A 21,768-nucleotide genomic window follows, 5' to 3' on the forward strand; every position below is an offset into this window, starting at 1 on the left:
CCGCGAGCACGGGTAAGGTGCCAGCAGTGCCATCCGGGACATACCCCGGTAGCGCTGCGCTTAGCCGGGCTACCGAACTGTAGCCCCGGTAAGCGTAGCGCTACCGGGGACGCCTGCGATATCGAGGCGCTACAGCGTTTTCAGCATCCGCACTTCGCAGTCCACGTGGCCGGTGCAGCCCAGCGGACCGTCAATATGTTCGAAGCCAAGATGCTCATATAAGCCGATCGCCTCCGTCAGGAAGGCGGTGGTTTCCAGATAGCAGCGTTTAAAGCCCTGCTCGCGGGCGTAGTCCAGCGCCAGCAGCGCCAGCTTCTTCGCCAGCCCCTGGCCGCGGGCGCTGGTCATAAAATACATTTTCTGCAGCTCGCAGATATCCGGCTCGCTGCAGGCGAGCGGCGCGACGCCGCCGCCGCCAACCACTTCTCCCTCTTTCTCCACCACCCAGTAGGCGGAGCCGGGCTGGCTGTACAGCTCATACAGCTCATCGAGATTCGGGTCGGCGACCGTATAGCCTTTATCGGCGGTCAGGCCGTATTCAGCGGAGACCTGACGGATGACCCTGGCGATGGCGGGATTGTCTGCCGCCGTAATGCGACGCAGCAACGTCGCCGCGGGGACGCTCGTATTCATACAATGACTCATTACCCAAAAAAGACGAATGATGATGTTAATAACATCGCGGCAGGGGAGAGCGCAAGCGAGGATGTTTCATAAAAACGCCCCTTGCCGGGTGGCAAGGGGCGGGAGGGTTACAGCGCGGCGATCACCGCCTGCTGTTCAATCAGCTTCGCTTTCGCTTCCGCGTAGCCTTCCAGCTTCTCGCGCTCTTTGGCGATCACCGCTTCCGGCGCGCGGGCCACAAAGCCCTCGTTGGCCAGCTTGCTTTCGATGCGGCCAATCTCGCCTTCGATTTTCGCCACTTCTTTCGCCAGACGCGCCAGCTCATCTTCTTTGTTGATGAGGCCCGCCATCGGGATCAGCAGTTCGGCGCCGTCGACGATCTTGGTCACCGAGACCGGACCTTTATCCTCGGCAGGCAGCACGGTAATGCTTTCCAGACGCGCCAGATTCAGCAGGAAGCTGCGGTTGTCGTTCACGCGACGCTCGGCCTCTTTGCTGCAGCCGCGCAGCAGCAGTTCCAGCGGTTTGCCCGGAGCGATGTTCATTTCCGCACGGATGTTACGCACGGCGACGATCGCCTGCTTCAGCCATTCGGTGTCGGCCAGCGCCGCGTCGTCCACCTGAGAGGCATCGTACTGCGGGAACGGCTGCAGCATGATGGTGTCGGCGGTGATCCCGCAGATGACCTTCACGCGCTGCCAGATGGTCTCGGTGATGAACGGAATGATCGGATGCGCCAGGCGCAGCAGACCTTCCAGCACAGTCACCAGCGTATGGCGAGTGCCGCGCAGCTCCGCTTCGCTGCCGCCGTTCATGACCGGCTTGGTCAGTTCCAGGTACCAGTCGCAGAACTGGTTCCAGGTGAACTCATACAGGATGCCGGCGGCGATATCGAAGCGGAAGTTATCCAGCGCTTCGCGATACGCTTTGACGGTGTGGTTGAATTCCGCAAGGATCCAGCGGTCGGCCAGGGAGAGCACCATCTCGCCGCCGTTGAAGCCGCAATCCTGATCTTCGGTGTTCATCAGCACAAAGCGGCTGGCGTTCCACAGCTTGTTACAGAAGTTACGGTAACCTTCCAGACGCTTCATATCCCAGTTGATGTCGCGGCCGGTAGAGGCCAGCGCCGCCAGGGTAAAGCGCAGGGCGTCGGTGCCGTGCGGCTCGATGCCGTTCGGGAACTGTTTCTCGGTGCGCTTACGGATTTTCTCCGCCAGCTGCGGCTGCATCATGTTGCCGGTACGTTTCTCCAGCAGCTCCGGCAGGGTGATGCCGTCAACCATATCCAGCGGGTCAATAACGTTACCCTTGGATTTGGACATCTTCTGGCCTTCGTCATCGCGGATCAGACCAGTCATGTAGACGGTCTTAAACGGAACCTGCGGTTTACCGTTTTCATCTTTGATGAAGTGCATGGTCATCATGATCATGCGGGCGATCCAGAAGAAGATGATGTCGAAGCCGGACACCATCACGCTGGTTGGGTGGAACTGACGCAGGGCGTCGGTGTTTTCCGGCCAGCCGAGGGTGGAGAAGGTCCACAGCGCGGAGGAGAACCAGGTATCGAGAACGTCTTCGTCCTGACGCAGCGCAACGTCGGCGCTCAGGTTGTTTTCCTGACGCACTTCGTCTTCGCTACGGCCCACGTAGACGTTGCCGTCGTTGTCATACCATGCCGGAATGCGGTGACCCCACCACAGCTGACGGGAGATACACCAGTCCTGAATATCGCGCATCCAGGAGAAGTACATGTTTTCGTACTGCTTCGGCACGAACTGGATGTCGCCGTTTTCAACGGCTTCCACCGCCGGCTTGGCCAGCACGTCCGCGCGCACGTACCACTGGTCGGTCAGCATCGGTTCGATAACCACGCCGCCGCGGTCGCCGTAAGGGACGGTCAGGTCGTGCGGTTTGATCTCTTCCAGCAGGCCGAGGGCGTCAACCGCCGCAACGACGGCTTTACGCGCCGCGAAGCGTTCCAGTTTCTGGAACTCCGCCGGGATCTCGCTGGAGTAGACGTCAGATTCATTGCCTTTGGTGTCGTACACTTCCGCGCTTTCGCGGATGTCGCCGTCAAAGGTCAGGATGTTGATCATCGGCAGCTGGTGACGACGACCCACTTCGTAGTCGTTAAAGTCGTGCGCCGGGGTGATCTTCACGCAGCCGGTGCCTTTCTCCATGTCGGCGTGTTCGTCGCCCACGATCGGGATGCGGCGGTTTACCAGCGGCAGCACCACGAATTTGCCAATCAGATCTTTGTAGCGCTGATCTTCCGGGTTAACGGCCACGCCGGTATCGCCCAGCAGGGTTTCCGGACGGGTAGTGGCGACCACCAGGTAGTCTTTACCGTCAGCGGTTTTCGCGCCATCGGCCAGCGGGTAGCGGATGTGCCACATCGAACCTTTCGATTCGCGGTTTTCCACTTCGAGGTCGGAAATGGCGGTGCGCAGTTTCGGGTCCCAGTTAACCAGGCGTTTACCGCGGTAGATCAGATCTTCTTTGTACAGGCGAACAAAGACTTCTTTCACGGCATTGGAAAGCCCCTCGTCCATGGTGAAGCGCTCGCGCTCCCAATCCACGGAGTTGCCGAGACGGCGCATCTGACGGGTAATGGTGCCGCCGGATTCCGCTTTCCACTGCCAGATTTTGTCGATGAAGGCGTCGCGGCCGTAGTCGTGGCGGGTTTTCCCTTCTTCAGCGGCAATCTTACGCTCAACCACCATCTGGGTAGCGATACCCGCGTGGTCGGTCCCCGCCTGCCACAGGGTGTTTTTGCCCTGCATGCGCTGGTAGCGAATCATGGTATCCATGATGGTTTGCTGGAAGGCATGACCCATATGCAAACTGCCGGTGACGTTCGGCGGCGGGATCATGATGCAGAAGCTCTCCTGGCTTTCATCACCATTCGGTTTGAAATAGCCCTGCTTTTCCCAGTGCTCGTAAAGCGGCTGTTCGATATCTTGTGGGTTGTATGTCTTTTCCATTATTTCCAGGTTGCCGTGTTCAGGTTGAAACCAGCCATGCGGTACGCCTTATAGCGTTCGCGCGCCAGTTGTTTCAGATTTTCTTCGTAAGGGACAAAGTCTATCACTTCTGTGAAAGCGGTGGCAAAATCTGCAAAGTTAAGCCGCAGGCTGATCAGAATATCCCGCGGGCTGCTGTTGCGCTTTTGCGGCCAGGCAATCTCCACCGGCGCGCCGCCTCGCGGGCCTTCGCCCGCCAGATTGTGCGGCACAAAGCTCTCCGGCGGCCGCGACCACAGCGCCTCATCGAGACGAATCGCCTGCTGCTCATCTTCACAGGCGATCCGGACGCGCTTGCCGTTGCGCCAACGTTCTGCGGCAATGTCACACACCAGCTGCTCGACGGCGCTCAGGCCGTCGACGGTGTCTTCGTTGTCCAGAAGGTAGAACGTTGCATTCTTCATATATGGGGCTTCTTGTCGTGGATTTAAATGCAAAGCCGGGTGGCGCTACGCTTACCCGGCCTACAAACGGCATCTTTCCGTAGGCCCGGTAAGCGTAGCGCCACCGGGCATCAGACGGCAATCACTCTTCGCCGTTAAAACCCGCGCGATTGAGCAGGAACTGCGACAGCAGAGCGACCGGACGACCGGTGGCGCCTTTGGCTTTGCCGGAACGCCAGGCGGTGCCGGCGATGTCGAGGTGCGCCCAGTTGTACTTGCGGGTGAAGCGCGACAGGAAGCAGCCGGCGGTGATCGCGCCGCCAGGACGGCCGCCGATATTCGCCATATCGGCAAAGTTGGATTCCAGCTGGTCCTGGAACTCATCGGCCAGCGGCAGACGCCATGCGCGGTCGCCGGCCAGTTCGGAGGCGCCGATCAGCTCATGGGCCAGCGGGTTATGGTTCGACATCAGGCCGGTGATGTGATGGCCGAGGGCAATCACGCAGGCGCCGGTAAGCGTCGCCACATCGATAACCGCTTCCGGCTCGAAGCGCTCAACGTAGGTCAGCACATCGCACAGCACCAGACGGCCTTCGGCGTCGGTGTTCAGCACTTCCACCGTCTGGCCGGACATGGTGGTCAGAACATCGCCCGGGCGATACGCGCGACCGCCAGGCATGTTTTCACAGCCCGCCAGCACGCCGATCACGTTCAGCGGCAGCTGCAGCTCAGCAACCATCCGCATCACCCCGTACACCGCCGCGGCGCCGCACATGTCGTACTTCATCTCGTCCATGCCTTCAGCCGGCTTGATGGAGATGCCGCCGGAGTCGAAGGTCAGGCCTTTACCGACCAGCACGATAGGGCGCGCGTCTTCCGACGGGTTGCCTTTATACTCGATGACCGACATCAGCGACTCGTTCTGCGAACCGTTGCCGACGGCGAGGTAGGCGTTCATTCCCAGCTCGCGCATCTGCTGTTCGCCGATCACGCGGGTGATAACGTTTTTGCTATAGGTATCGGCCAGCTGGCGTGCCTGGGAGGCCAGATAGGCGGCGTTACAGATGTTCGGCGGCATGTTGCCGAGATCTTTCGCCGCTTTGATGCCGGCGGCGATCGCCAGCCCGTGCTGAATGGCGCGTTCGCCGCTGGTCAGCTCGCGACGGGTCGGCACGTTAAAGACCATTTTACGCAGCGGGCGACGCGGCTCGCTTTTGTTGGTCTTCAGCTGGTCGAAGCTGTACAGCGTCTCTTTGGCGGTTTCAACGGCCTGGCGAACTTTCCAGTAGTTGTTACGGCCCTTGACGTGCAGCTCGGTCAGGAAGCAGACCGCCTCCATTGAACCGGTATCATTCAGGGTATTGATGGTTTTCTGGATGACCTGCTTGTACTGACGCTCATCCAGTTCGCGCTCTTTGCCGCAGCCAATCAGCAGAATGCGCTCAGACAAAATGTTTGGCACATGGTGCAGCAATAACGTCTGGCCAGGTTTGCCTTCCAGCTCGCCGCGACGCAGCAGGGCGCTGATGTAGCCGTCGCTGATTTTATCGAGTTGTTCGGCGATGGGGGAGAGGCGACGTGGTTCAAAGACGCCGACCACGATACAGGCGCTCCGCTGCTTCTCCGGGCTACCGCTTTTTACACTGAACTCCATGCACTATGCTCCTGAATCTTAAAGACAACAGTGGTGGCTACGGCTATACTCGTCGCCTTTCAAGTTGCAGATGCGCCGGCTGCGCCTGCTTACCCTGACGTGGCACATTGTGCGCGCCAGGGGCCACAGCCCTGCTGCCTTCTTACAACTCGAAATCCATTGAGTATATAATTGCAAGCTTTCGTAACTCATATCCGCTGTTGCGGTGACTTCGTGTTAATCTTAACGTTATTAAGGCCTGGGTTCGTCAGAAAAGATCCTGACATGCAGAACCGATGAGTCATTTAATCTTAGCGACGTTTTCGACGACCAAAGAGAATAAATGACGTTTAAGCCATGAAACAAGCAATTTTCCTGCACTAAAACGGGTTTTTACGGGCGTATTTATAGTGATAATCATAAGATATCTGGTTCGTGAGACGCTGAAAAGCCAGTTGGCGATCCTATTCATCCTGTTACTGATTTTCTTTTGTCAGAAATTAGTCAGGATCCTCGGCGCTGCGGTGGATGGCGATATCCCAACCAATCTGGTGCTCTCGCTGTTGGGGCTCGGCATCCCGGAGATGGCGCAGCTTATCCTGCCGTTAAGTCTGTTCCTTGGCCTGCTGATGACCCTCGGCAAGCTGTACACCGAAAGCGAAATTACGGTGATGCACGCCTGCGGCTTGAGTAAAGCCGTGCTGATCAAGGCGGCGATGATCCTCGCGCTGTTCACCGGCGCGGTGGCGGCGGTCAACGTGATGTGGGCGGGGCCGTGGTCGTCGCGCCATCAGGATGAAGTGCTGGCGGAAGCCAAGGCTAACCCCGGCATGGCCGCTCTGGCCCAGGGCCAGTTCCAGCAGGCCAGCGATGGTAACGCGGTGATGTTTATCGAGAGCGTCAACGGCAACCGCTTCCATGACGTCTTCCTTGCCCAGCTGCGTCCGAAAGGCAACGCGCGCCCCTCCGTGGTGGTGGCGGATTCCGGCGAGCTGTCGCAGCAGAAAGACGGTTCGCAGGTGGTGACCCTCAACAAGGGCACCCGCTTTGAAGGCACCGCGATGCTGCGCGATTTCCGCATTACCGATTTCAATAACTATCAGGCCATTATCGGCCACCAGGCGGTGACCTCCGATCCGGACGACACCGAACAGATGGATATGCGCACTCTGTGGCAGACCCACACCGACCGCGCGCGCGCCGAACTGCACTGGCGCTTCACGCTGGTGGCGACGGTCTTCATTATGGCGCTGATGGTGGTGCCCCTCAGCGTGGTGAACCCGCGCCAGGGCCGCGTGCTGTCGATGCTGCCGGCGATGCTGCTCTACCTGGTGTTCTTCCTGCTGCAGACCTCGATTAAGTCGAACGGCGGCAAAGGCAAAATGGACCCGGCTATCTGGATGTGGGCGATCAACCTGCTCTATTTTGCGCTGGCGGTGCTGTTAAACCTGTGGGACACGGTGCCGATGCGCCGCTTCCGCGCCCGTTTTAATAAAGGAGCGGCCTGATGCAGGCGTTTGGCGTACTTGACCGTTATATCGGTAAGACGATTTTCAACACCATCATGATGACGCTGTTCATGCTGGTGTCGCTCTCCGGCATTATCAAGTTTGTCGATCAGCTGAAAAAGTCCGGGCAGGGCAGTTACGACGCGCTGGGCGCCGGCCTCTATACCATCCTCAGCGTGCCGAAAGACATCCAGATCTTCTTCCCAATGGCGGCGCTGCTTGGCGCGCTGCTGGGGCTGGGGATGCTGGCCCAGCGCAGCGAGCTGGTGGTGATGCAGGCGTCCGGTTTCACCCGGCTGCAGGTGGCGCTGGCGGTGATGAAAACCGCTATCCCGCTGGTGCTGCTGACCATGGCGATCGGCGAGTGGGTGGCGCCGCAGGGCGAACAGATGGCGCGCAACTACCGCGCCCAGCAGATGTACGGCGGTTCGCTACTTTCCACCCAGCAGGGGCTGTGGGCGAAAGATGGCCATAACTTTGTCTATATCGAACGGGTGAAAGGTAACGATGAGCTGGGGGGCGTCAGCATTTATGCCTTCAACCCGGAGCGTCGTTTACAGTCGGTGCGCTATGCCGCCTCGGCAAAATTCGATAGCGAGAATAAAGTGTGGCGCCTGTCGCAGGTGGATGAATCCGATCTGACCGATCCGAAGCAGGTGACCGGGTCGCAGATGGTGAGCGGTACCTGGAAAACCAACCTGACGCCGGACAAGCTCGGCGTGGTTGCCCTGGATCCGGATGCGCTGTCGATCAGCGGGCTGCACAACTATGTGAAATACCTGAAATCCAGCGGTCAGGATCCGGGACGCTACCAGCTCAATATGTGGAGCAAAATCTTCCAGCCGCTGTCAGTGGCGGTGATGATGCTGATGGCGCTGTCGTTTATCTTTGGCCCACTGCGTAGCGTGCCGATGGGCGTCCGGGTAGTGACGGGGATTAGCTTCGGCTTTATCTTCTACGTGCTGGATCAGATTTTCGGCCCGCTGACCCTGGTGTACGGCATACCGCCGATCATCGGCGCGCTGTTGCCAAGCGCCAGCTTCTTCCTGATAAGCCTCTGGCTGATGATGCGTAAGGCCTAGCGGGTAAGTCTGAAACCTAAGCCCCCTCATTGATGAGGGGGCTTTTTTTTAGCGCTTGCGTCCGCCCAGCAGTCTGCCCAGCATGCCGCGGACGATCTGATTGGTGACCTGGCGAACTGCGCTTTTCGCCGCGGTCTGCACGATACCGTCGCGTTTGCCGCCGCGCGGGCCGGTGCTGCCGAACAGGATATCTTTCAGGCCGCCGAGCAGCCCGTCGTCTTCTCCGCTCTGCTGACCCTTCGCCGGCGGAGCCGACTGCTGCTCGGTAGTGACCTGCACCCCTTGCTGCAGCATCTCGAAGGCCGACTCGCGGTCCACCTCCTCTTCATACTTGCCGTACAGCGGCGAGTGATTCAGCAGGCCATTGCGCTCGTCATCGCTGACCGGCCCCATCCGCGAGCAGGGGGCGATAACCATCGCCCGCTCGACCACCGACGGACTGCCTTTCTCATCGAGGAAGGAGATCAGCGCCTCGCCGGTGCCCAGCTCCTGGATCGCCTGTTCGGTACTGAAGGCCGGGTTGGCGCGCATGGTCTGGGCGGCGGTTTTCACCGCTTTCTGATCCTTCGGCGTAAAGGCGCGCAGCGCGTGCTGCACACGGTTGCCCAACTGGCCGAGCACAGCGTCGGGAATATCCGCCGGGTTCTGCGAGACAAAATAGACGCCGACGCCCTTGGAGCGGATAAGACGGATCACCTGTTCGATTTTATCCAGCAGCACCTGCGGCGCATCGTTGAACAGCAGATGCGCCTCATCGAAGAAGAACACCAGTTTGGGCTTGTCGAGATCGCCCGCCTCCGGTAGGCGCTCGTACAGCTCGGAGAGCATCCACAGCAGGCTGGCGGCGTAGAGCTTCGGCATCTGGTAGAGCTTTTCAGCGCTGAGGATATTGATTACCCCTTTGCCACTGGCATCGACGCGCATCCAGTCGGCAATATCCAGCATCGGCTCGCCGAAGAAGTGCCCGGCGCCCTGTTGCTCCAGGGTCAACAGCCCGCGCTGGATGGCGCCGACCGAGGCGCTGCTGATATTGCCGTACTGATTCTGGAAAGATTTGGCGTTGTCGCCGATAAACTGGGTGATGGCGCGGAGGTCTTTGAAGTCGAGCAGCAGCAGGCCGCGGTCGTCCGCGATGCGGAAAATAATGTTCAGCACGCCGCTCTGCACCTCATTGAGATTGAGCAGGCGCGCCAGCAGCAGAGGGCCAAGATCGGAGACCGTCGCCCGCACCGGGTGGCCCTTTTCGCCAAAGATATCCCAGAGCACCACCGGGTTGGCGTGCGGCTCCCAGTCGCTGACGCCGATCTTCTCCAGCCGCGCCTGCAGTTTCTCTGAGCTCTGCCCCGCGGCGGCAATGCCGGTCAGGTCGCCCTTGACGTCCGCCATAAATACCGGCACGCCAATCTCCGAAAACGACTCAGCCAGCTTTTGCAGGGTGACGGTTTTACCGGTGCCGGTCGCACCGGTGATCAGCCCATGGCGGTTGGCCATGGCGGGCAGCAAATAGAGCGCGTTATCCAGCGTGCGCGCAATCAACAGGGGTGAGCTCATGATCGATTCCTCCATTTATCCTGCGACGATTATAGGCAACCTCGTCGTCCGGCGTTGGGGAAATCGTCACGCGCCGCGCACGCTGTCGCGAGAGGCCTCAGGCGCAGTGGCGTTGGATAAGTGCGATGCTCTGCTCAATTTCGCGCTCGATATCCGCTTCGCTCCACTGCGCCAGCTCGGGAGCGAAGGGTTCAAAAGCGTATATCCCCTGATAGCCGCGGGCTTCCAGGGCCTTAACCTGCTCGCAGGTGCCGAGACGATCCTGCGGTGTCAGCATGATGCGCTCGGCATCGGTGAGCTGCTCGCGCGGACGGGTATCGTCCACTCCGGAAAGGTGGACCAGCCCGATGTCCGCTACCTCCACCTGACTGAACTCGTCCGCCGCCTGCGGGTAGAGATGGTGATGGAAGGTGTCGATCAGCAGCTTAAACGGCACGCGCGCGTCATGGATCAGCGTCTGCGCCTGGTGCGCCGATCGCAGCGAGCTTTGCGGGAAGCCCAGCGGCTCCACCAGGCCGTGGATGCCGTAGAAGGCGAACAGCGGGGCCAGATCGCGCAGGGCGCCCAGAGTGTCGCTGGCCGGCACCTCGCTGCCGTCGTTGAGCGGGCAGAGCACCAGCGATTTGGCGCCGATGGCCTGAGCCTCTTTCAGCAGCGACTCGGTCAGCTGCCGCACCTCTTCGCTACGGCGGTTAAAGGGATAGACCGCGTTAATCGTCAGGATCTCGATGTGATAACGCGCCGCCAGCTCGCGCACCTGCTGATGGCTTAAATCGTCGGTCACCTTCCCGCTGGGTAAATCGTTGCGCAGCTCGACTTTATTCAGGCCCAGACGGTTCACCAGACGGAAAAACGCTTCAATGCTGAGCGCTGGCGCGATTTTGCGGTTAATACAAAAACGTTGCATTGCGATGGCCATAGGACACTCCTGACGGAAGAGGGTTAGGTTCGTTCAATTGGCTAACAGTCAAAACGTTTATTCCAAAATAAGCAAGAATGAAAATGATGATTGTTTGAGCTGCCTCGCAAAATATTCCCGGCCGCCGCGGCGGGAGCGACCGGGACGGGGAGCCTGGCATCACGAGGCGGCGCGGCTCGATGGGGGAAGCGTGTAAGCGATGCGTGAGCGCAAAATGCGACTGTTATCACCAAAATGAAATTTCATTTCACAACAATGTTGAAATATAAATTTCATTTTACTACGGTTATAGCACAGCAGAATCAGCGACGGGCCGGTGTGCGCTGGCCCTCTTCACTATGAGGCGAGAACATGACGATCACAGGAAACTTTATTGGCGGGAAAACCGTTATCAGCAGCAGCAACGAAACGATGCCGGTGTACGATCCGGCGACGGGCAAAGCGGTGCGCGAAGTCACGGTATCGACCGCGCAGGAAGTCTCTGAGGCGATTCAGGTTGCTCGCGATGCGTTTGACAGCTGGTCCCGTACCACGCCGCTGCGCCGCGCCCGCGTGCTGTTCAACTTCAAAATGCTGCTGGAGCAGCACGTGGAAGAGCTGGCGGGGATCATCGTCAGCGAGCACGGCAAAGTGTGGTCGGATGCGCTGGGCGAGCTGACCCGCGGCATGGAAGTGGTCGAATTCGCCTGCGGGATCCCGCACCTGATTAAAGGTGAATACTCTTCTGACGTCGGCACCGGCGTCGACAGCTATTCGCTGATGCAGCCGCTGGGCGTGGTGGCCGGGATCACCCCGTTCAACTTCCCGGCGATGGTGCCGATGTGGATGTTCCCGCTGGCGCTGGCCTGCGGCAACAGCTTCGTCCTCAAACCGCCGGCGTTGGCGCCGACGGCCGCCGTGCGTCTGGCAGAGCTGCTGAAAGAGGCCGGTCTGCCGGACGGCGTGTTTAACGTCGTGCACTGCAGCAATGAAGATGCCGAGCAGCTGTACACTGACCCGCGCATTGCGGCAGTGAGCTTCGTTGGCTCCTCCGGCGTGGCGGAGTATATCTATAAGACCGCCAGCGCCCACGGCAAGCGCGTGCAAGCCTTTGGCGCCGCCAAAAACCACGCGATAGTGATGCCGGATGCCGATCTTGACGCCACCGTTAACGCCATTATGGGCGGCGCCTTCGGTTCCGCAGGCGAGCGCTGCATGGCGCTGCCGGTAGTGGTCGCGGTGGGAGATGAAACCGCCGACAAACTGATCGCCCGCCTGAAGCCGCTGGTGGAGGCGCTGAAAGTGGGCCCGGGCTGTATGCGCGGCCAGGAAGAGAACGAGATGGGGCCGGTGGTTTCTGATACTCACCAGAAAAAAGTCCTCGGCTATATTGATAAAGGCGAAAGCGAAGGGGCAAAACTGGTGGTCGATGGCCGCAAACTGCGCGTGCCGGGTTACGACGCGGGCTATTATGTCGGCGGCACCCTGTTCGATCACGTCACCCCGGAGATGACCATCTGGCGCGAAGAGATCTTTGGCCCGGTGCTGGGGATTGTGCGCGCGGCGGACTATGACAGCGCCCTCGAACTGGTCAACAGCCACGAGTTTGGCAACGGCAGCGCCGTCTTCACCAGCAACGGCCACACCGCGCGTGAATTCGTCCACGACGTGCAGGCGGGGATGGTTGGGGTGAACGTGCCGGTCCCGGTGCCGATGGCGTTCCACAGCTTTGGCGGCTGGAAGCGCTCAGTGTTCGGGGCGCTGAACGTTCACGGGCCGGACGGCGTGCGCTTCTACACACGCATGAAGACCGCCACCGTACGCTGGCCGGCAGGGCAGCAGACCGTATCTGAATTCAGCATGCCGACGTTAGGTTAATCGGCGAAGGAGAGCGCCATGTCGTTACTGGCTAAATCGCGAAAAGAGGGACAGATCCAGCATATTACGCCGCAAAGCGCCGGTTGGCGCTATATCGGCTTTGATGTCTGGATGTTGAAAAAAGGGCAGACCGTGACGCTGGAGAGCGGCGACCGCGAGCTGTGCCTGGTGCTGGTTGCCGGCCTGGCGTCGGTGAAAACGCAGCAGGCCGATTTCCCGAATCTCGGTAAACGGATGTCGCCGTTTGAACGCACCCCGCCGTGGTCGGTGTACGTGCCGCCGCAGGATCGGGTCGAGGTGACCGCCGATTCCGATCTGGAGCTGGCGGTGTGTAGCGCGCCGGGCAAAGGCAGCTTCCCGGCACGCCTTATTCGGCCGGAAGACGTCGGCGTCGAGCATCGTGGGAAAGGGCGCAACCAGCGTCGGGTGCATAATATTCTGCCGGACAGCGCCGAGGCGGATTGCCTGCTGGTGGTGGAAGTCTACACCGACGAAGGGGCCACCAGCTCGTGGCCGTCGCATAAGCACGATACCGCCCAGCCGGGCAAAGAAACGCAACTGGAAGAGACCTACTATCACCGCTTCGATCCGCCGCAGGGCTTTGCCTTCCAGCGGGTCTACACCGACGACCGCAGCCTGGACGCCTGCATGGCGCCCTATAACCACGATGTGGTGATGGTGCCGCGCGGTTACCATCCGGTGGCGGCGATTGCCGGTTACGACAGCTACTATCTGAACGTCATGGCCGGGCCGGATCGGAAATGGCTGTTCACCTGGGAAGAGGACCACGCCTGGATCAACACGCCGGAATATCCGCGCCACGACTAACGTGACGCGCAGACGCCGATAAAAAAGGCCGGTTAGCGATGCTAACCGGCCTTGTTGTTTGAGAGCAGCGGGTACATTTGTAGCGTAACGCTCCGCGGAATCCCACTCCCTGGCCCGGCAAGCGCAGCGTTGCCGGGGAGGACACCTCAGGCGCCATACCCGTCTTATGCCGGATGGCGCTACGCTTATCCGGCCTACAGGATCCTCTCCTGAGCCCATATACCCCACGCCCGGCAAGCGCAGCGCCGCCGGACAAGATATCAGACTCGATACCTGGGATGTTGTCGGGTGGCGGCTGTGCCTGGCCCGGCCTACAGGGTCCCTGCGACCTGTCCCTGATTTACCCACTTGCGCGACTGAAACTGCCGGTGCTGACGGCCTCAAAATCGCTGAGACGTTCCCGGAAGGCCGGGGCAGCCCGCATGGATGCGGGCTGAGGGCCGTGTTTTGCAGGGACGCTGCCTCGGCCCGACCCGAAGCCTGCAGGGATAAGTCGAAGGGACCGCGCAGCGGCGATTTTGCTGGCCGGAGCCCGGGGGTACAGGGGGCGGCGGCGACTGGCCGCCCCCTGTGCGCTCCCTGCGCCATGCCAGGCATAACGCAGACGATTAACCGGGAGCGCAAATTTCGCTGAAGTTACACGTGATAAACGCATTGTCTGGCCGGGAAAGTTGCAAACCGATAACAGTGTCTACGGCGACCCGCAGGCGCATATATCACACGCCCGGCAAGCGCAGCGCCGCCGGGGAGGACACCTCAGGCGCCATACCCGTCTTATGCCGGATGGCGCTACGCTCATCCGGCCTACAGGATCCTCTCCTGAGCCCATATACCCCACGCCCGGCAAGCGCAGCGCCGCCGGGCGATGACCGCAGGCACGGAGCTGCTTTTATGCCGGGCGGCGGCTCACGCCTTGCCCGGCCTACGGGATCCTCCCGCAGGCTTATGCCACTCCGCCAGGCAACCGACGCCAGGCGGTCTGTCTCACGCCTTCTGCTTGGCCTCAGACTCCTGACTGCTGTTCAGCGCCAGCGACACCGCCAGCGTCTGGGCCAGGCACAGGGAAGCAACCTGCGAGCGGAAGCCATCCACCTGCGCTTCCCGCACCACAAAGCAGACATCGCTGAAGGCCGCCAGCGGGCTGACCTGGCTATCGGTAATGGCGATCTGCCGCGCTTTGCGCTGCGCGCCCAGCTCCACCAGCTCGACCACTTCCCGGGCGTACGGCGAGAAGCTCACCGCCACCACCACGTCTTTCGGGCCGACCAGACTCAGCTGCTCGGTGAACATGCCGCCGAGGCCGTCGATCAGAAAGGCTTTGCGATCGAGGTGGCGCAGCGCATAGGTCAGATAGGAGGCGACGCTGAACGACCGGCGCAGGCCAATGACGTAAATATTTTCCGCCTCGCCCAGCAGGGCCACCGCGCGCTCCAGCTCATCGCTGGAGGTCTGCATCGCCAGCTGCTGCAGCGCCTGGTTGTTCACCATCGTGAACATATTGAGGATTTCCGTTGGCGTTTCCGGCGGGCTGGACTCATCGCTGGTGGTCTGGCGGAACAGACGGGCGCGCTCGGTATAGTTGGCGGTCTCTTCCATCAAATGCTGCTTGAACATCTGTTTCATTTCGTTAAAGCCGCTGAAGCCGAAGGCGTTGGCAAAACGAATCAACGTGGAAGGGGGAACGTCCGCCTGTTGCGCAATGGAGGCCACGGTATCGAAAGCCACGCTATTGCTGTTATCAAGGATATAGCGGGCGACCTGTTTCAGGCGTTTGCTTAACGTATCGTAGCGACGCCTGATTTCATCCTGCAGGATGGTCAGCTGTGTTGGGTTATTGGCCATAGAGTGCGCTCTGAGAAAATGGAAGGAATATGGCTTCCAGTGTACCAAATGAAGCGAATTTTTCATTTATTGCGACGAAATACGCGATTCATTTCACGAAGAAACAGAAAAACGCCCGCTCCGCAAGGTGACGGAGACGGGCGTCGGGGGATCAGCGGCGGGCTTCGCGCCAGTAGCCAATAAGCGTCAGGTAGTTGCGTTTCACTTCCTCTATCAGCGCCTCATCGCTGAGCTCACCCTGCATCCAGCGCCGCGACGGCTGGCCAAAGATGGTGCGCCCGACGGCGAAACCTTTGATCATCGGGTGTGTGGCCGCTTCGGCGAAACCGGCGCGCAGTTTGTCGGAAGGCGCGTCGAGGCCGAGGATCAGGATCCCGCGGCTCCACGGATCTTCGCGCTCGATAAGGGCGGTAATCTGCTGCCAGCTGGCGCTGGAGAGCGGCGGCAGCTTCCACCAGTCCGGCTTGATCCCCAGCTGATAGAAGTGTTCCAGCATGGTGTGGTAATGGCGCTCGTCTTTGTCCGGGCCATTTTCCGGCAGGATCACCTCCAGCAGCAATTCATGGCCTGACTTGTTACAGGCCTGCCACACCTCGAGCAGCAGGGCGTCCTGCTCTGCACGCAGCGCCGTCGGGTCATCCGGGTGATAGAAGACCAGACATTTGACGACATGCTCCAGCGGCCAGTCGATCAGCTGCGAGCCGATGTTGCCATGCTCCAGACGCAGCGGTCGCGAGCTGGGCAGTTCGATAGGGCGCCCGATCCACCAGCCCTTGCCGGTAATGGCGTTCAGCGCACGCTGGCCGTAGGTGCCGTCGGCCAGAATACCGCTGCGCTGGTCAAGACCCGCCTCCTGCGCCGCCGCTTCGGCCGCGGCCAACAACAGCAGCTTGAGCTGCGGAATGCAGGCTTCATCGCGCCCGGCCTCCCGCGCCAGATCGGCCAGCTGTTTGCGATGGTCGAAGGCGAAAATGCACAGCTCCGGCCACTGCTGGCGGCGGCTGGTCACCCGGTGCAGGTGGTTGAGGCGCTCGTCGACGTCCGGGCGCGGCACCGATTCGGCGCGCTGCAGATAGTCATCGAGTTCGACTTTGGTCGGCATCGCCGGCGCACAGCCGTGGCGGGAGACCACCAGCGCCCCGCAGGCATTGGCATAACGGCAAGCCTGCTCCCAGCCCTCGTCGTTAAGCCAGCCGCGCAGCAGGCCAGACATAAAGGCATCTCCGGCGCCCAGCACGTTGAGCACCTCCACGCGCACGCCCTGCTGCAGCGGCACCTGGTCCCAGCTGTCCGGGATGTCGCCTTCCAGCACCACGCAGCCCATCGGCCCGCGCTTGCAGACGAGGGTGGCTTTGGTGGCATTGCGCACATTTTTGAGCGCGGTCAGGGTATCGGTGCTGCCCCCGGCAATATGAAACTCTTCTTCGGTTCCCACCACCAAATCGAACAGATGCAGCACTTCCTGCAGCTGGCTGGTGACCGGCCCGGACTCAATGAAACGGGTTTCTCCATCGCCGAGCGAGGTGAGTCCCCACAGCACCGGACGGTAATCGATATCCAGCGCGGTACGCAGGCCGTGACGGCGGGCGTACTCCAGCGCCTTCAGCACCGCGGCGCGGGTGTTGGCGTGCGACAGATGGGTGCCGGTCACCGCCAGCGCCCGGGAGGAGGCAATATACTCCTCGCTGATGTCGTCAGGCGTTAAGGCCATATCGGCGCAGTTATCGCGGTAGAAAATCAGAGGGAAAGTCTCCTGATCCTTTATCCCCAGCATCACCAGCGCGGTCAGGCGGGATTTGTCGGTAATCAGATACTCAGTATCCACCCCGGCGCGGTTGAGCGTTTCATGCAGGAAACGGCCGTTGTGTTCATCGCCAACGCGCGCCAGCATGGCCGATTTCAGCCCCTGAATCGCGGTGCCAAAGGCCACGTTGCCGGAGGAGCCGCCCAGATATTTCGAGAAACTGGCAACGTCTTCTAGCCGCGAACCGATCTGCTGGGCATAGAGGTCGACTGCCACCCGACCTATACAGATGACGTCGAGCCGCTTTACTGCTGCATTCATAGCTAGGATTTCCTTTTTGGTGTCTGCTGCCTGGAAGGGTCGGGATCCCGACGTCGACTCCGTGAACAGCCTGAGGGTTATTGGTTACCCTTAGTTTGAGAAATAAATATTTCATTTGCAAACTCGTTCGAAATTAAAAAACCAAAAGTGTGAGGGATCTACCACTCTGCCGCACTGAGCCTCGCGTGAGCGCGGATCGCCCCCACTGTCGACCCGGGGGAAAATGAAACGCCACACGACAGCCATTTACCTATGATTTTTAAGGAGATATTGCCGTGTGCTGCGGCAAAAAAGGGCCCGAAAACGTGTCAGGAATGTAAGTGAAACGTATGAAATGGGTAGAGAGTTTGATCCTTCTCGCAAAATGAAATATTTCTTCTGTATTTGTATTTAATGAAAAAAATGTTTGCCTATAATCCACAGGTATTCCAGTGACGTGAACGACGGCCCCGGCGGCATCGGCGCGACGCCACACACAAATACTGAACAATAAGGATTGTGCATCATGGGCAAACTGAGACTGACAACGGCGCAGGCGCTGGTGAAGTTCCTCGATAACCAGTACCTGGAAGTGGATGGTGTAGAGCTGAAGTTCGTGAAAGGCATTTTCGCGATATTCGGCCATGGCAACGTCCTGGGGCTGGGGCAGGCGCTGGAGCAGGACAGCGGCGACATGCGCGTCTATCAGGGGCGCAACGAGCAGGGGATGGCCCACGCGGCCACCGGTTTTGCCCGCCAGGCCTTGCGCCGGCAGATTATCGCCTGCACCTCCTCCATCGGTCCGGGGGCGGCCAACATGATCACCGCCGCCGGCACCGCCAGCGCCAACCGCATTCCGCTGCTGCTGCTGCCGGGCGATGTCTTCGCCACCCGCCAGCCGGACCCGGTGCTCCAGCAGATTGAACAGAGCTACGATCTCAGCATCAGCACCAATGACGCCTTCCGCGCGGTCAGCAAATACTGGGACCGCATTACCCGTCCGGAACAGCTGATGAGCGCCTGTATCAACGCCATGCGCGTCCTGACCGACCCGGCGGAAACCGGCGCGGTGACACTGTGCCTGCCGCAGGACGTGCAGGGTGAAGCCTGGGACTACCCGGAATCCTTCTTTGCGCGCCGGGTGCACCGTCTCGACCGCCGCCCGGCCAGCGCCGCGCAGCTGGCGGACGCCGTGGCGGCCATCAAAGCCAGTCGTAAACCGCTGATCGTCTGCGGCGGCGGGGTGAAATACTCCGGCGCGGGCGAAGCACTGTCCCGTTTCGCCGAGCGCTACGGGGTGCCCTTTGCCGAAACCCAGGCCGGGAAGGGGACGGTGGTCTCTTCTCACCCCCTGAACGTCGGCGGCGTCGGCGAGACGGGCTGTCTGGCGGCGAACCTGCTGGCGAAAGAGGCCGACCTGGTGATCGGCATTGGCACCCGTTTCAGCGATTTTACCACCGCCTCGAAATGGATTTTCCAGCACCCGGAGGTGCGTTTCCTGAATATTAACGTCAGCAACTTCGACGCCTGGAAGCTGAACGGTATTGCCATGCTGGCGGACGCCCGGGAAGCGATGACCGCCCTCGACGCGGCGCTGGCGGACAGCGGCTGGCAGGCCGGCTGGGGCGCGCAGATCGAGAGCGTGCAGAGCCGTCAGTTAAAAGAGACCCAGCGCGTCTACCAGGCGGTGTGGCAGGAGAAATCCTTTGTCCCGGAGATCGACGATCATCTCGATCGCGAATCAGTGTATCGCGAATTCCGCCAGATCACCGACTCCACCCTGACCCAGAGCAGCGTCCTTGGGGTACTGAATGAAACGCTGCCGGCCGAGGCGGTGATCGTCGCGGCGGCGGGCAGCCTGCCTGGCGATCTGCAGCGCGTCTGGCGCAACCGCGCGGAAAACACCTACCACGTGGAGTACGGCTACTCCTGCATGGGATATGAGGTCAACGCCGCGCTGGGCGTGAAGCTGGCGCAGCCGCAGAGCGAAGTCTACTCCCTGGTCGGCGATGGCTCGTTCATGATGCTCCACTCTGAACTGGTCACCTCTCTGCAGGAGCGGGCGAAGATCAACGTCGTGCTGTTCGACAACATGGCCAACGGCTGCATCAACAACCTGCAGATGGAGCACGGGATGGACAGCTTCGGCACCGAGTTCCGCTACCGCCAGCCGGAAACCGGCCAGCTGCAGGGCGGCCTGGTGCCGGTGGACTTCGCCACCATCGCCGCCGGCTACGGTTGCAAAACCTGGCGCGTCACCACCCTGGACGAACTGCGCCACGCGCTGGACGCCGCCCGTCGCGAAACGGTCAGCACCCTGATTGATATTAAAGTGCTGCCGAAGACCATGGTGCACAAATACGGCAGCTGGTGGAACGTTGGGGTCGCCCAGACGGCGCTCTCTGAGCGGATCCGCAAAGTTGCGCAAATGATTAATGAAAAGCGCGCCCAGGCGCGTGATTACTAAAACGAACATCCACCCTGAATCCTACAGACTTACGGAGAAAACCATTATGTCGCTCAAATTAGGTGTCATCGGCGCTGGCGCTATCGGTAAAGAACACATCCGTCGCTGCACCCAGGTTCTGCAGGGCGCCACCGTTGTGGCGGTGTCTGATATCAATGCCGACAACGCCCGTGCGGCGGTCGCGCTGCCGGGCGTGCAGGCGGAAGTCTACGCCGACGGCCACGACGTGATTAACGCCAGCGATGTCGATGCCATCCTGGTCACTTCGTGGGACCCGACCCACGAAGAGTACACCCTGGCCGCCATCGCCGCCGGTAAGCCAGTGTTCTGCGAAAAACCGCTGGCGATGACCGCGGAAGGCTGCCGCCGCATCGTCGATGCTGAAATGAAGGCCGGCCGTCGCCTGGTGCAGGTTGGCTTTATGCGCCCATACGACGAAGGCTATCTGGCGCTGAAAAAAGTGATCGACGATGGCGATATCGGCGCGCCGCTGATGCTGCGCTGCGCCCACCGCAACCAGTCGGTCGGCGAGAACTACACCACCGATATGGCGATCACCAACACCCTGATCCACGAGCTGGACGTGCTGCGCTGGCTGCTGAACGATGACTACCGTTCCGTGCAGGTGCGCTTCCCGCGCTCCACCTCGCACACCCACGCGCGTCTGAAAGATCCGCAGATCGTCTCCTTTGAAACCAAAAAAGGCACCCTGATCGACGTCGAGGTGTTCGTGAACTGCCAGTACGGGTATGACATCCAGTGCGAAGTGGTCGGCGAGACCGGGATTGCCCGTCTGCCGGAGCCGTCTGCCGTCCAGATGCGCAAGTCCGCCAGCCTGTCGACCGCCATTCTGACCGACTGGAAAGACCGCTTTATCAAAGCCTACGACGTCGAGCTGCAGGCCTTTATCAACGACGTCAAAGCCGGCCAGCTGCACGGCCCGTCGGCCTGGGACGGCTACGCGGCGTCGGTGGCGGCGGACGCCTGCATTAAAGCGCAGGGAACCAGCGAGCCGGTTGAAGTGACGCTGCCCGAGTGCCCGGCATTCTATAAACGTTAAGCACGTTTTGCTGACGGAACTTCTTTGCACAGGTAACGACGATGAAAATTGCCTTTGATGTGGATGTCATTAAGGACCTCGGGATCACCCGCATGGTCCATCAGGTAGCGGAGTGGGGCTACAAGTACATTGAACAGTCGCCGCACCCGCAGATTAACCCGTTCTACAAGCACCCGCGCGCCAGCCGGGAGATCATGGCGGAGTACAAGCAGGCGCTGCGCGATACCGGCCTTGAGCTATCGTCGTTTATCTGCGTCTACCGCTGGTCCGGCCCGGACGAACTGCGCCGTCAGGCGGCGGTGAAAAACTGGAAACGGCTGGTGGAAATTGCGGTGGAGATGGGCGTTCAGGTGATCAACACCGAGTTCTCCGGCGATCCGAATCAGCCTGAGATCTGCGATGAAATGTTCTATCGCTCGATGGAAGAGCTGTTGCCGATTTTTGAGCGGGAAGGCATCCGCGTGGAGATCCAGGCGCATCCCTGGGATTTCTGCGAAGAGAACAATGAAACCGTCGATATTGTGAAGTCGTTCCGCAGCGATAACGTGAAGTACGTCTACAGCGTGCCGCACACCTTTTTCTACGACAAAGGCGTCGGCGATGTGGCGAGCATGCTGCGCTATGCCGGGAGCGATCTCTCCCATGTCCTGATTGCGGACACCCGCAATCATACGAAACATTGCCGCTATATCGTTAACCCGCCGGGCGTGGATGCCGTGGTGCACCAGCACGTAGGCGTCGGGGAAGGGGATGTGGATTTCGACGCGCTGTTCCGCACCCTGCGCGAAATGAAATTCGCCGAGCAGACCTTTAAGGTCGGCGGGGAGCCGATTGTCGCCACCTCGCTGTTTGGCTACCCGGAAAAAATGAAATACCAGGCAGTGGAAACCCGTGAACTCATTGAACGTGAATTGCTGCGCCGCTAAGGCGCAGCGGCAGGAGCCCTA

General features: G+C 60.4%; 15 protein-coding genes. 7 read left to right on the forward strand and 8 right to left on the reverse strand.

Translation table 11 applies throughout. The annotated features are described in order from the left end of the window. Positions 1-129 precede the first annotated feature (129 nt). The 4 genes from MKS11_RS20165 to pepA all read right to left on the reverse strand — a co-directional run bounded on the left by MKS11_RS20165 (position 130) and on the right by pepA (position 5,684). Complete coding sequence (locus tag MKS11_RS20165) at positions 130-633, reverse strand: GNAT family N-acetyltransferase (protein WP_017900565.1); 504 nt, start codon at positions 631-633, stop codon at positions 130-132. A gap of 119 nt (positions 634-752) precedes the next feature. Beyond that, positions 753-3,608 (reverse strand): valine--tRNA ligase, encoded by a 2,856-nt coding sequence (locus tag MKS11_RS20170; RefSeq protein WP_064187958.1) that lies wholly within the window; start codon positions 3,606-3,608, stop codon positions 753-755. Next, positions 3,608-4,051: a DNA polymerase III subunit chi gene (holC, locus tag MKS11_RS20175; RefSeq protein WP_284109662.1), complete on the reverse strand. Its 444-nt coding sequence runs from the start codon at positions 4,049-4,051 to the stop codon at positions 3,608-3,610. The genes MKS11_RS20170 and holC overlap by 1 nt, the downstream gene beginning before the upstream one ends. A gap of 121 nt (positions 4,052-4,172) precedes the next feature. Continuing rightward, positions 4,173-5,684, reverse strand: coding sequence for a leucyl aminopeptidase (gene pepA / locus MKS11_RS20180; RefSeq protein ID WP_004206531.1), 1,512 nt, complete (start codon positions 5,682-5,684; stop codon positions 4,173-4,175). 389 nt (positions 5,685-6,073) lie between these two features. On the opposite strand from pepA, the gene lptF reads away from it, so the two are divergent. Then, on the forward strand, positions 6,074-7,171 hold the full coding sequence (lptF, locus tag MKS11_RS20185; protein WP_012969078.1) for an LPS export ABC transporter permease LptF: 1,098 nt from the start codon (positions 6,074-6,076) through the stop codon (positions 7,169-7,171). Further along, complete coding sequence (gene lptG / locus MKS11_RS20190; RefSeq protein ID WP_002886956.1) at positions 7,171-8,253, forward strand: LPS export ABC transporter permease LptG; 1,083 nt, start codon at positions 7,171-7,173, stop codon at positions 8,251-8,253. Before lptF ends, lptG begins: the two co-directional genes overlap by 1 nt. 48 nt (positions 8,254-8,301) lie before the next feature. Here lptG and MKS11_RS20195 read toward each other — a convergent pair whose 3' ends face one another. Further along, on the reverse strand, positions 8,302-9,804 hold the full coding sequence (locus MKS11_RS20195; RefSeq protein WP_284109663.1) for a helicase HerA-like C-terminal domain-containing protein: 1,503 nt from the start codon (positions 9,802-9,804) through the stop codon (positions 8,302-8,304). Positions 9,805-9,901: 97 nt separating this feature from the next. After that, a complete protein-coding gene (locus tag MKS11_RS20200) occupies positions 9,902-10,723 on the reverse strand; it encodes a TIM barrel protein (protein WP_023319606.1) in 822 nt (273 codons plus the stop codon). 351 nt (positions 10,724-11,074) lie between these two features. Between MKS11_RS20200 and MKS11_RS20205 the strand changes: the two genes are divergently transcribed. Both MKS11_RS20205 and iolB read left to right on the forward strand, forming a co-directional pair. Further along, positions 11,075-12,580, forward strand: a complete 1,506-nt coding sequence (locus tag MKS11_RS20205) for a CoA-acylating methylmalonate-semialdehyde dehydrogenase (protein ID WP_004146794.1) — start codon at positions 11,075-11,077, stop codon at positions 12,578-12,580. Between the two features lie 18 nt (positions 12,581-12,598). After that, positions 12,599-13,408, forward strand: a complete 810-nt coding sequence (gene iolB, locus MKS11_RS20210) for a 5-deoxy-glucuronate isomerase (protein WP_023291777.1) — start codon at positions 12,599-12,601, stop codon at positions 13,406-13,408. 984 nt (positions 13,409-14,392) lie between these two features. On the opposite strand, the gene MKS11_RS20215 is transcribed toward iolB, so the two are convergent. Further along, positions 14,393-15,250, reverse strand: coding sequence for a MurR/RpiR family transcriptional regulator (locus MKS11_RS20215; protein ID WP_004206536.1), 858 nt, complete (start codon positions 15,248-15,250; stop codon positions 14,393-14,395). A 151-nt stretch (positions 15,251-15,401) separates the two neighbouring features. Further along, on the reverse strand, positions 15,402-17,315 hold the full coding sequence (iolC, locus tag MKS11_RS20220) for a bifunctional 5-dehydro-2-deoxygluconokinase/5-dehydro-2-deoxyphosphogluconate aldolase (RefSeq protein WP_087771130.1): 1,914 nt from the start codon (positions 17,313-17,315) through the stop codon (positions 15,402-15,404). Between the two features lie 505 nt (positions 17,316-17,820). Here iolC and iolD point away from each other — a divergent pair. The 3 genes from iolD to MKS11_RS20235 are packed head-to-tail and all read left to right on the forward strand — an operon-like array spanning position 17,821 to position 21,747. Continuing rightward, the gene (gene iolD, locus MKS11_RS20225; protein WP_087771131.1) at positions 17,821-19,761 is read left to right on the forward strand and encodes a 3D-(3,5/4)-trihydroxycyclohexane-1,2-dione acylhydrolase (decyclizing); all 1,941 of its coding nucleotides are present in this window, start codon (positions 17,821-17,823) and stop codon (positions 19,759-19,761) included. 46 nt (positions 19,762-19,807) lie between these two features. Continuing rightward, complete coding sequence (locus MKS11_RS20230; RefSeq protein ID WP_004186740.1) at positions 19,808-20,821, forward strand: Gfo/Idh/MocA family protein; 1,014 nt, start codon at positions 19,808-19,810, stop codon at positions 20,819-20,821. Between the two features lie 41 nt (positions 20,822-20,862). Continuing rightward, entirely contained in the window at positions 20,863-21,747 is an 885-nt protein-coding gene (locus tag MKS11_RS20235) for a sugar phosphate isomerase/epimerase family protein (RefSeq protein ID WP_004152193.1), read from the forward strand. Positions 21,748-21,768 lie beyond the last annotated feature (21 nt).

Origin of the sequence: Klebsiella sp. K5-45 (genome assembly GCF_030128605.1) — a bacterium.
Taxonomy (GTDB): Bacteria; Pseudomonadota; Gammaproteobacteria; order Enterobacterales; family Enterobacteriaceae; genus Klebsiella; species Klebsiella quasipneumoniae.

Bases quoted from the DNA above. Each gene is read 5' to 3' on its own strand.
- MKS11_RS20165 (WP_017900565.1), bottom strand. From the start codon at position 633: ATGAATACGAGCGTCCCCGCGGCGACGTTGCTGCGTCGCATTACGGCG.
- lptG (WP_002886956.1), top strand. From the start codon at position 7,171: ATGCAGGCGTTTGGCGTACTTGACCGTTATATCGGTAAGACGATTTTC.
- MKS11_RS20205 (WP_004146794.1), top strand. From the start codon at position 11,075: ATGACGATCACAGGAAACTTTATTGGCGGGAAAACCGTTATCAGCAGC.
- iolC (WP_087771130.1), bottom strand. From the start codon at position 17,315: ATGAATGCAGCAGTAAAGCGGCTCGACGTCATCTGTATAGGTCGGGTG.
- MKS11_RS20230 (WP_004186740.1), top strand. From the start codon at position 19,808: ATGTCGCTCAAATTAGGTGTCATCGGCGCTGGCGCTATCGGTAAAGAA.
- iolB (WP_023291777.1), top strand. From the start codon at position 12,599: ATGTCGTTACTGGCTAAATCGCGAAAAGAGGGACAGATCCAGCATATT.
- pepA (WP_004206531.1), bottom strand. From the start codon at position 5,684: ATGGAGTTCAGTGTAAAAAGCGGTAGCCCGGAGAAGCAGCGGAGCGCC.
- holC (WP_284109662.1), bottom strand. From the start codon at position 4,051: ATGAAGAATGCAACGTTCTACCTTCTGGACAACGAAGACACCGTCGAC.
- MKS11_RS20200 (WP_023319606.1), bottom strand. From the start codon at position 10,723: ATGGCCATCGCAATGCAACGTTTTTGTATTAACCGCAAAATCGCGCCA.
- iolD (WP_087771131.1), top strand. From the start codon at position 17,821: ATGGGCAAACTGAGACTGACAACGGCGCAGGCGCTGGTGAAGTTCCTC.
- MKS11_RS20235 (WP_004152193.1), top strand. From the start codon at position 20,863: ATGAAAATTGCCTTTGATGTGGATGTCATTAAGGACCTCGGGATCACC.
- MKS11_RS20215 (WP_004206536.1), bottom strand. From the start codon at position 15,250: ATGGCCAATAACCCAACACAGCTGACCATCCTGCAGGATGAAATCAGG.
- MKS11_RS20170 (WP_064187958.1), bottom strand. From the start codon at position 3,608: ATGGAAAAGACATACAACCCACAAGATATCGAACAGCCGCTTTACGAG.
- MKS11_RS20195 (WP_284109663.1), bottom strand. From the start codon at position 9,804: ATGAGCTCACCCCTGTTGATTGCGCGCACGCTGGATAACGCGCTCTAT.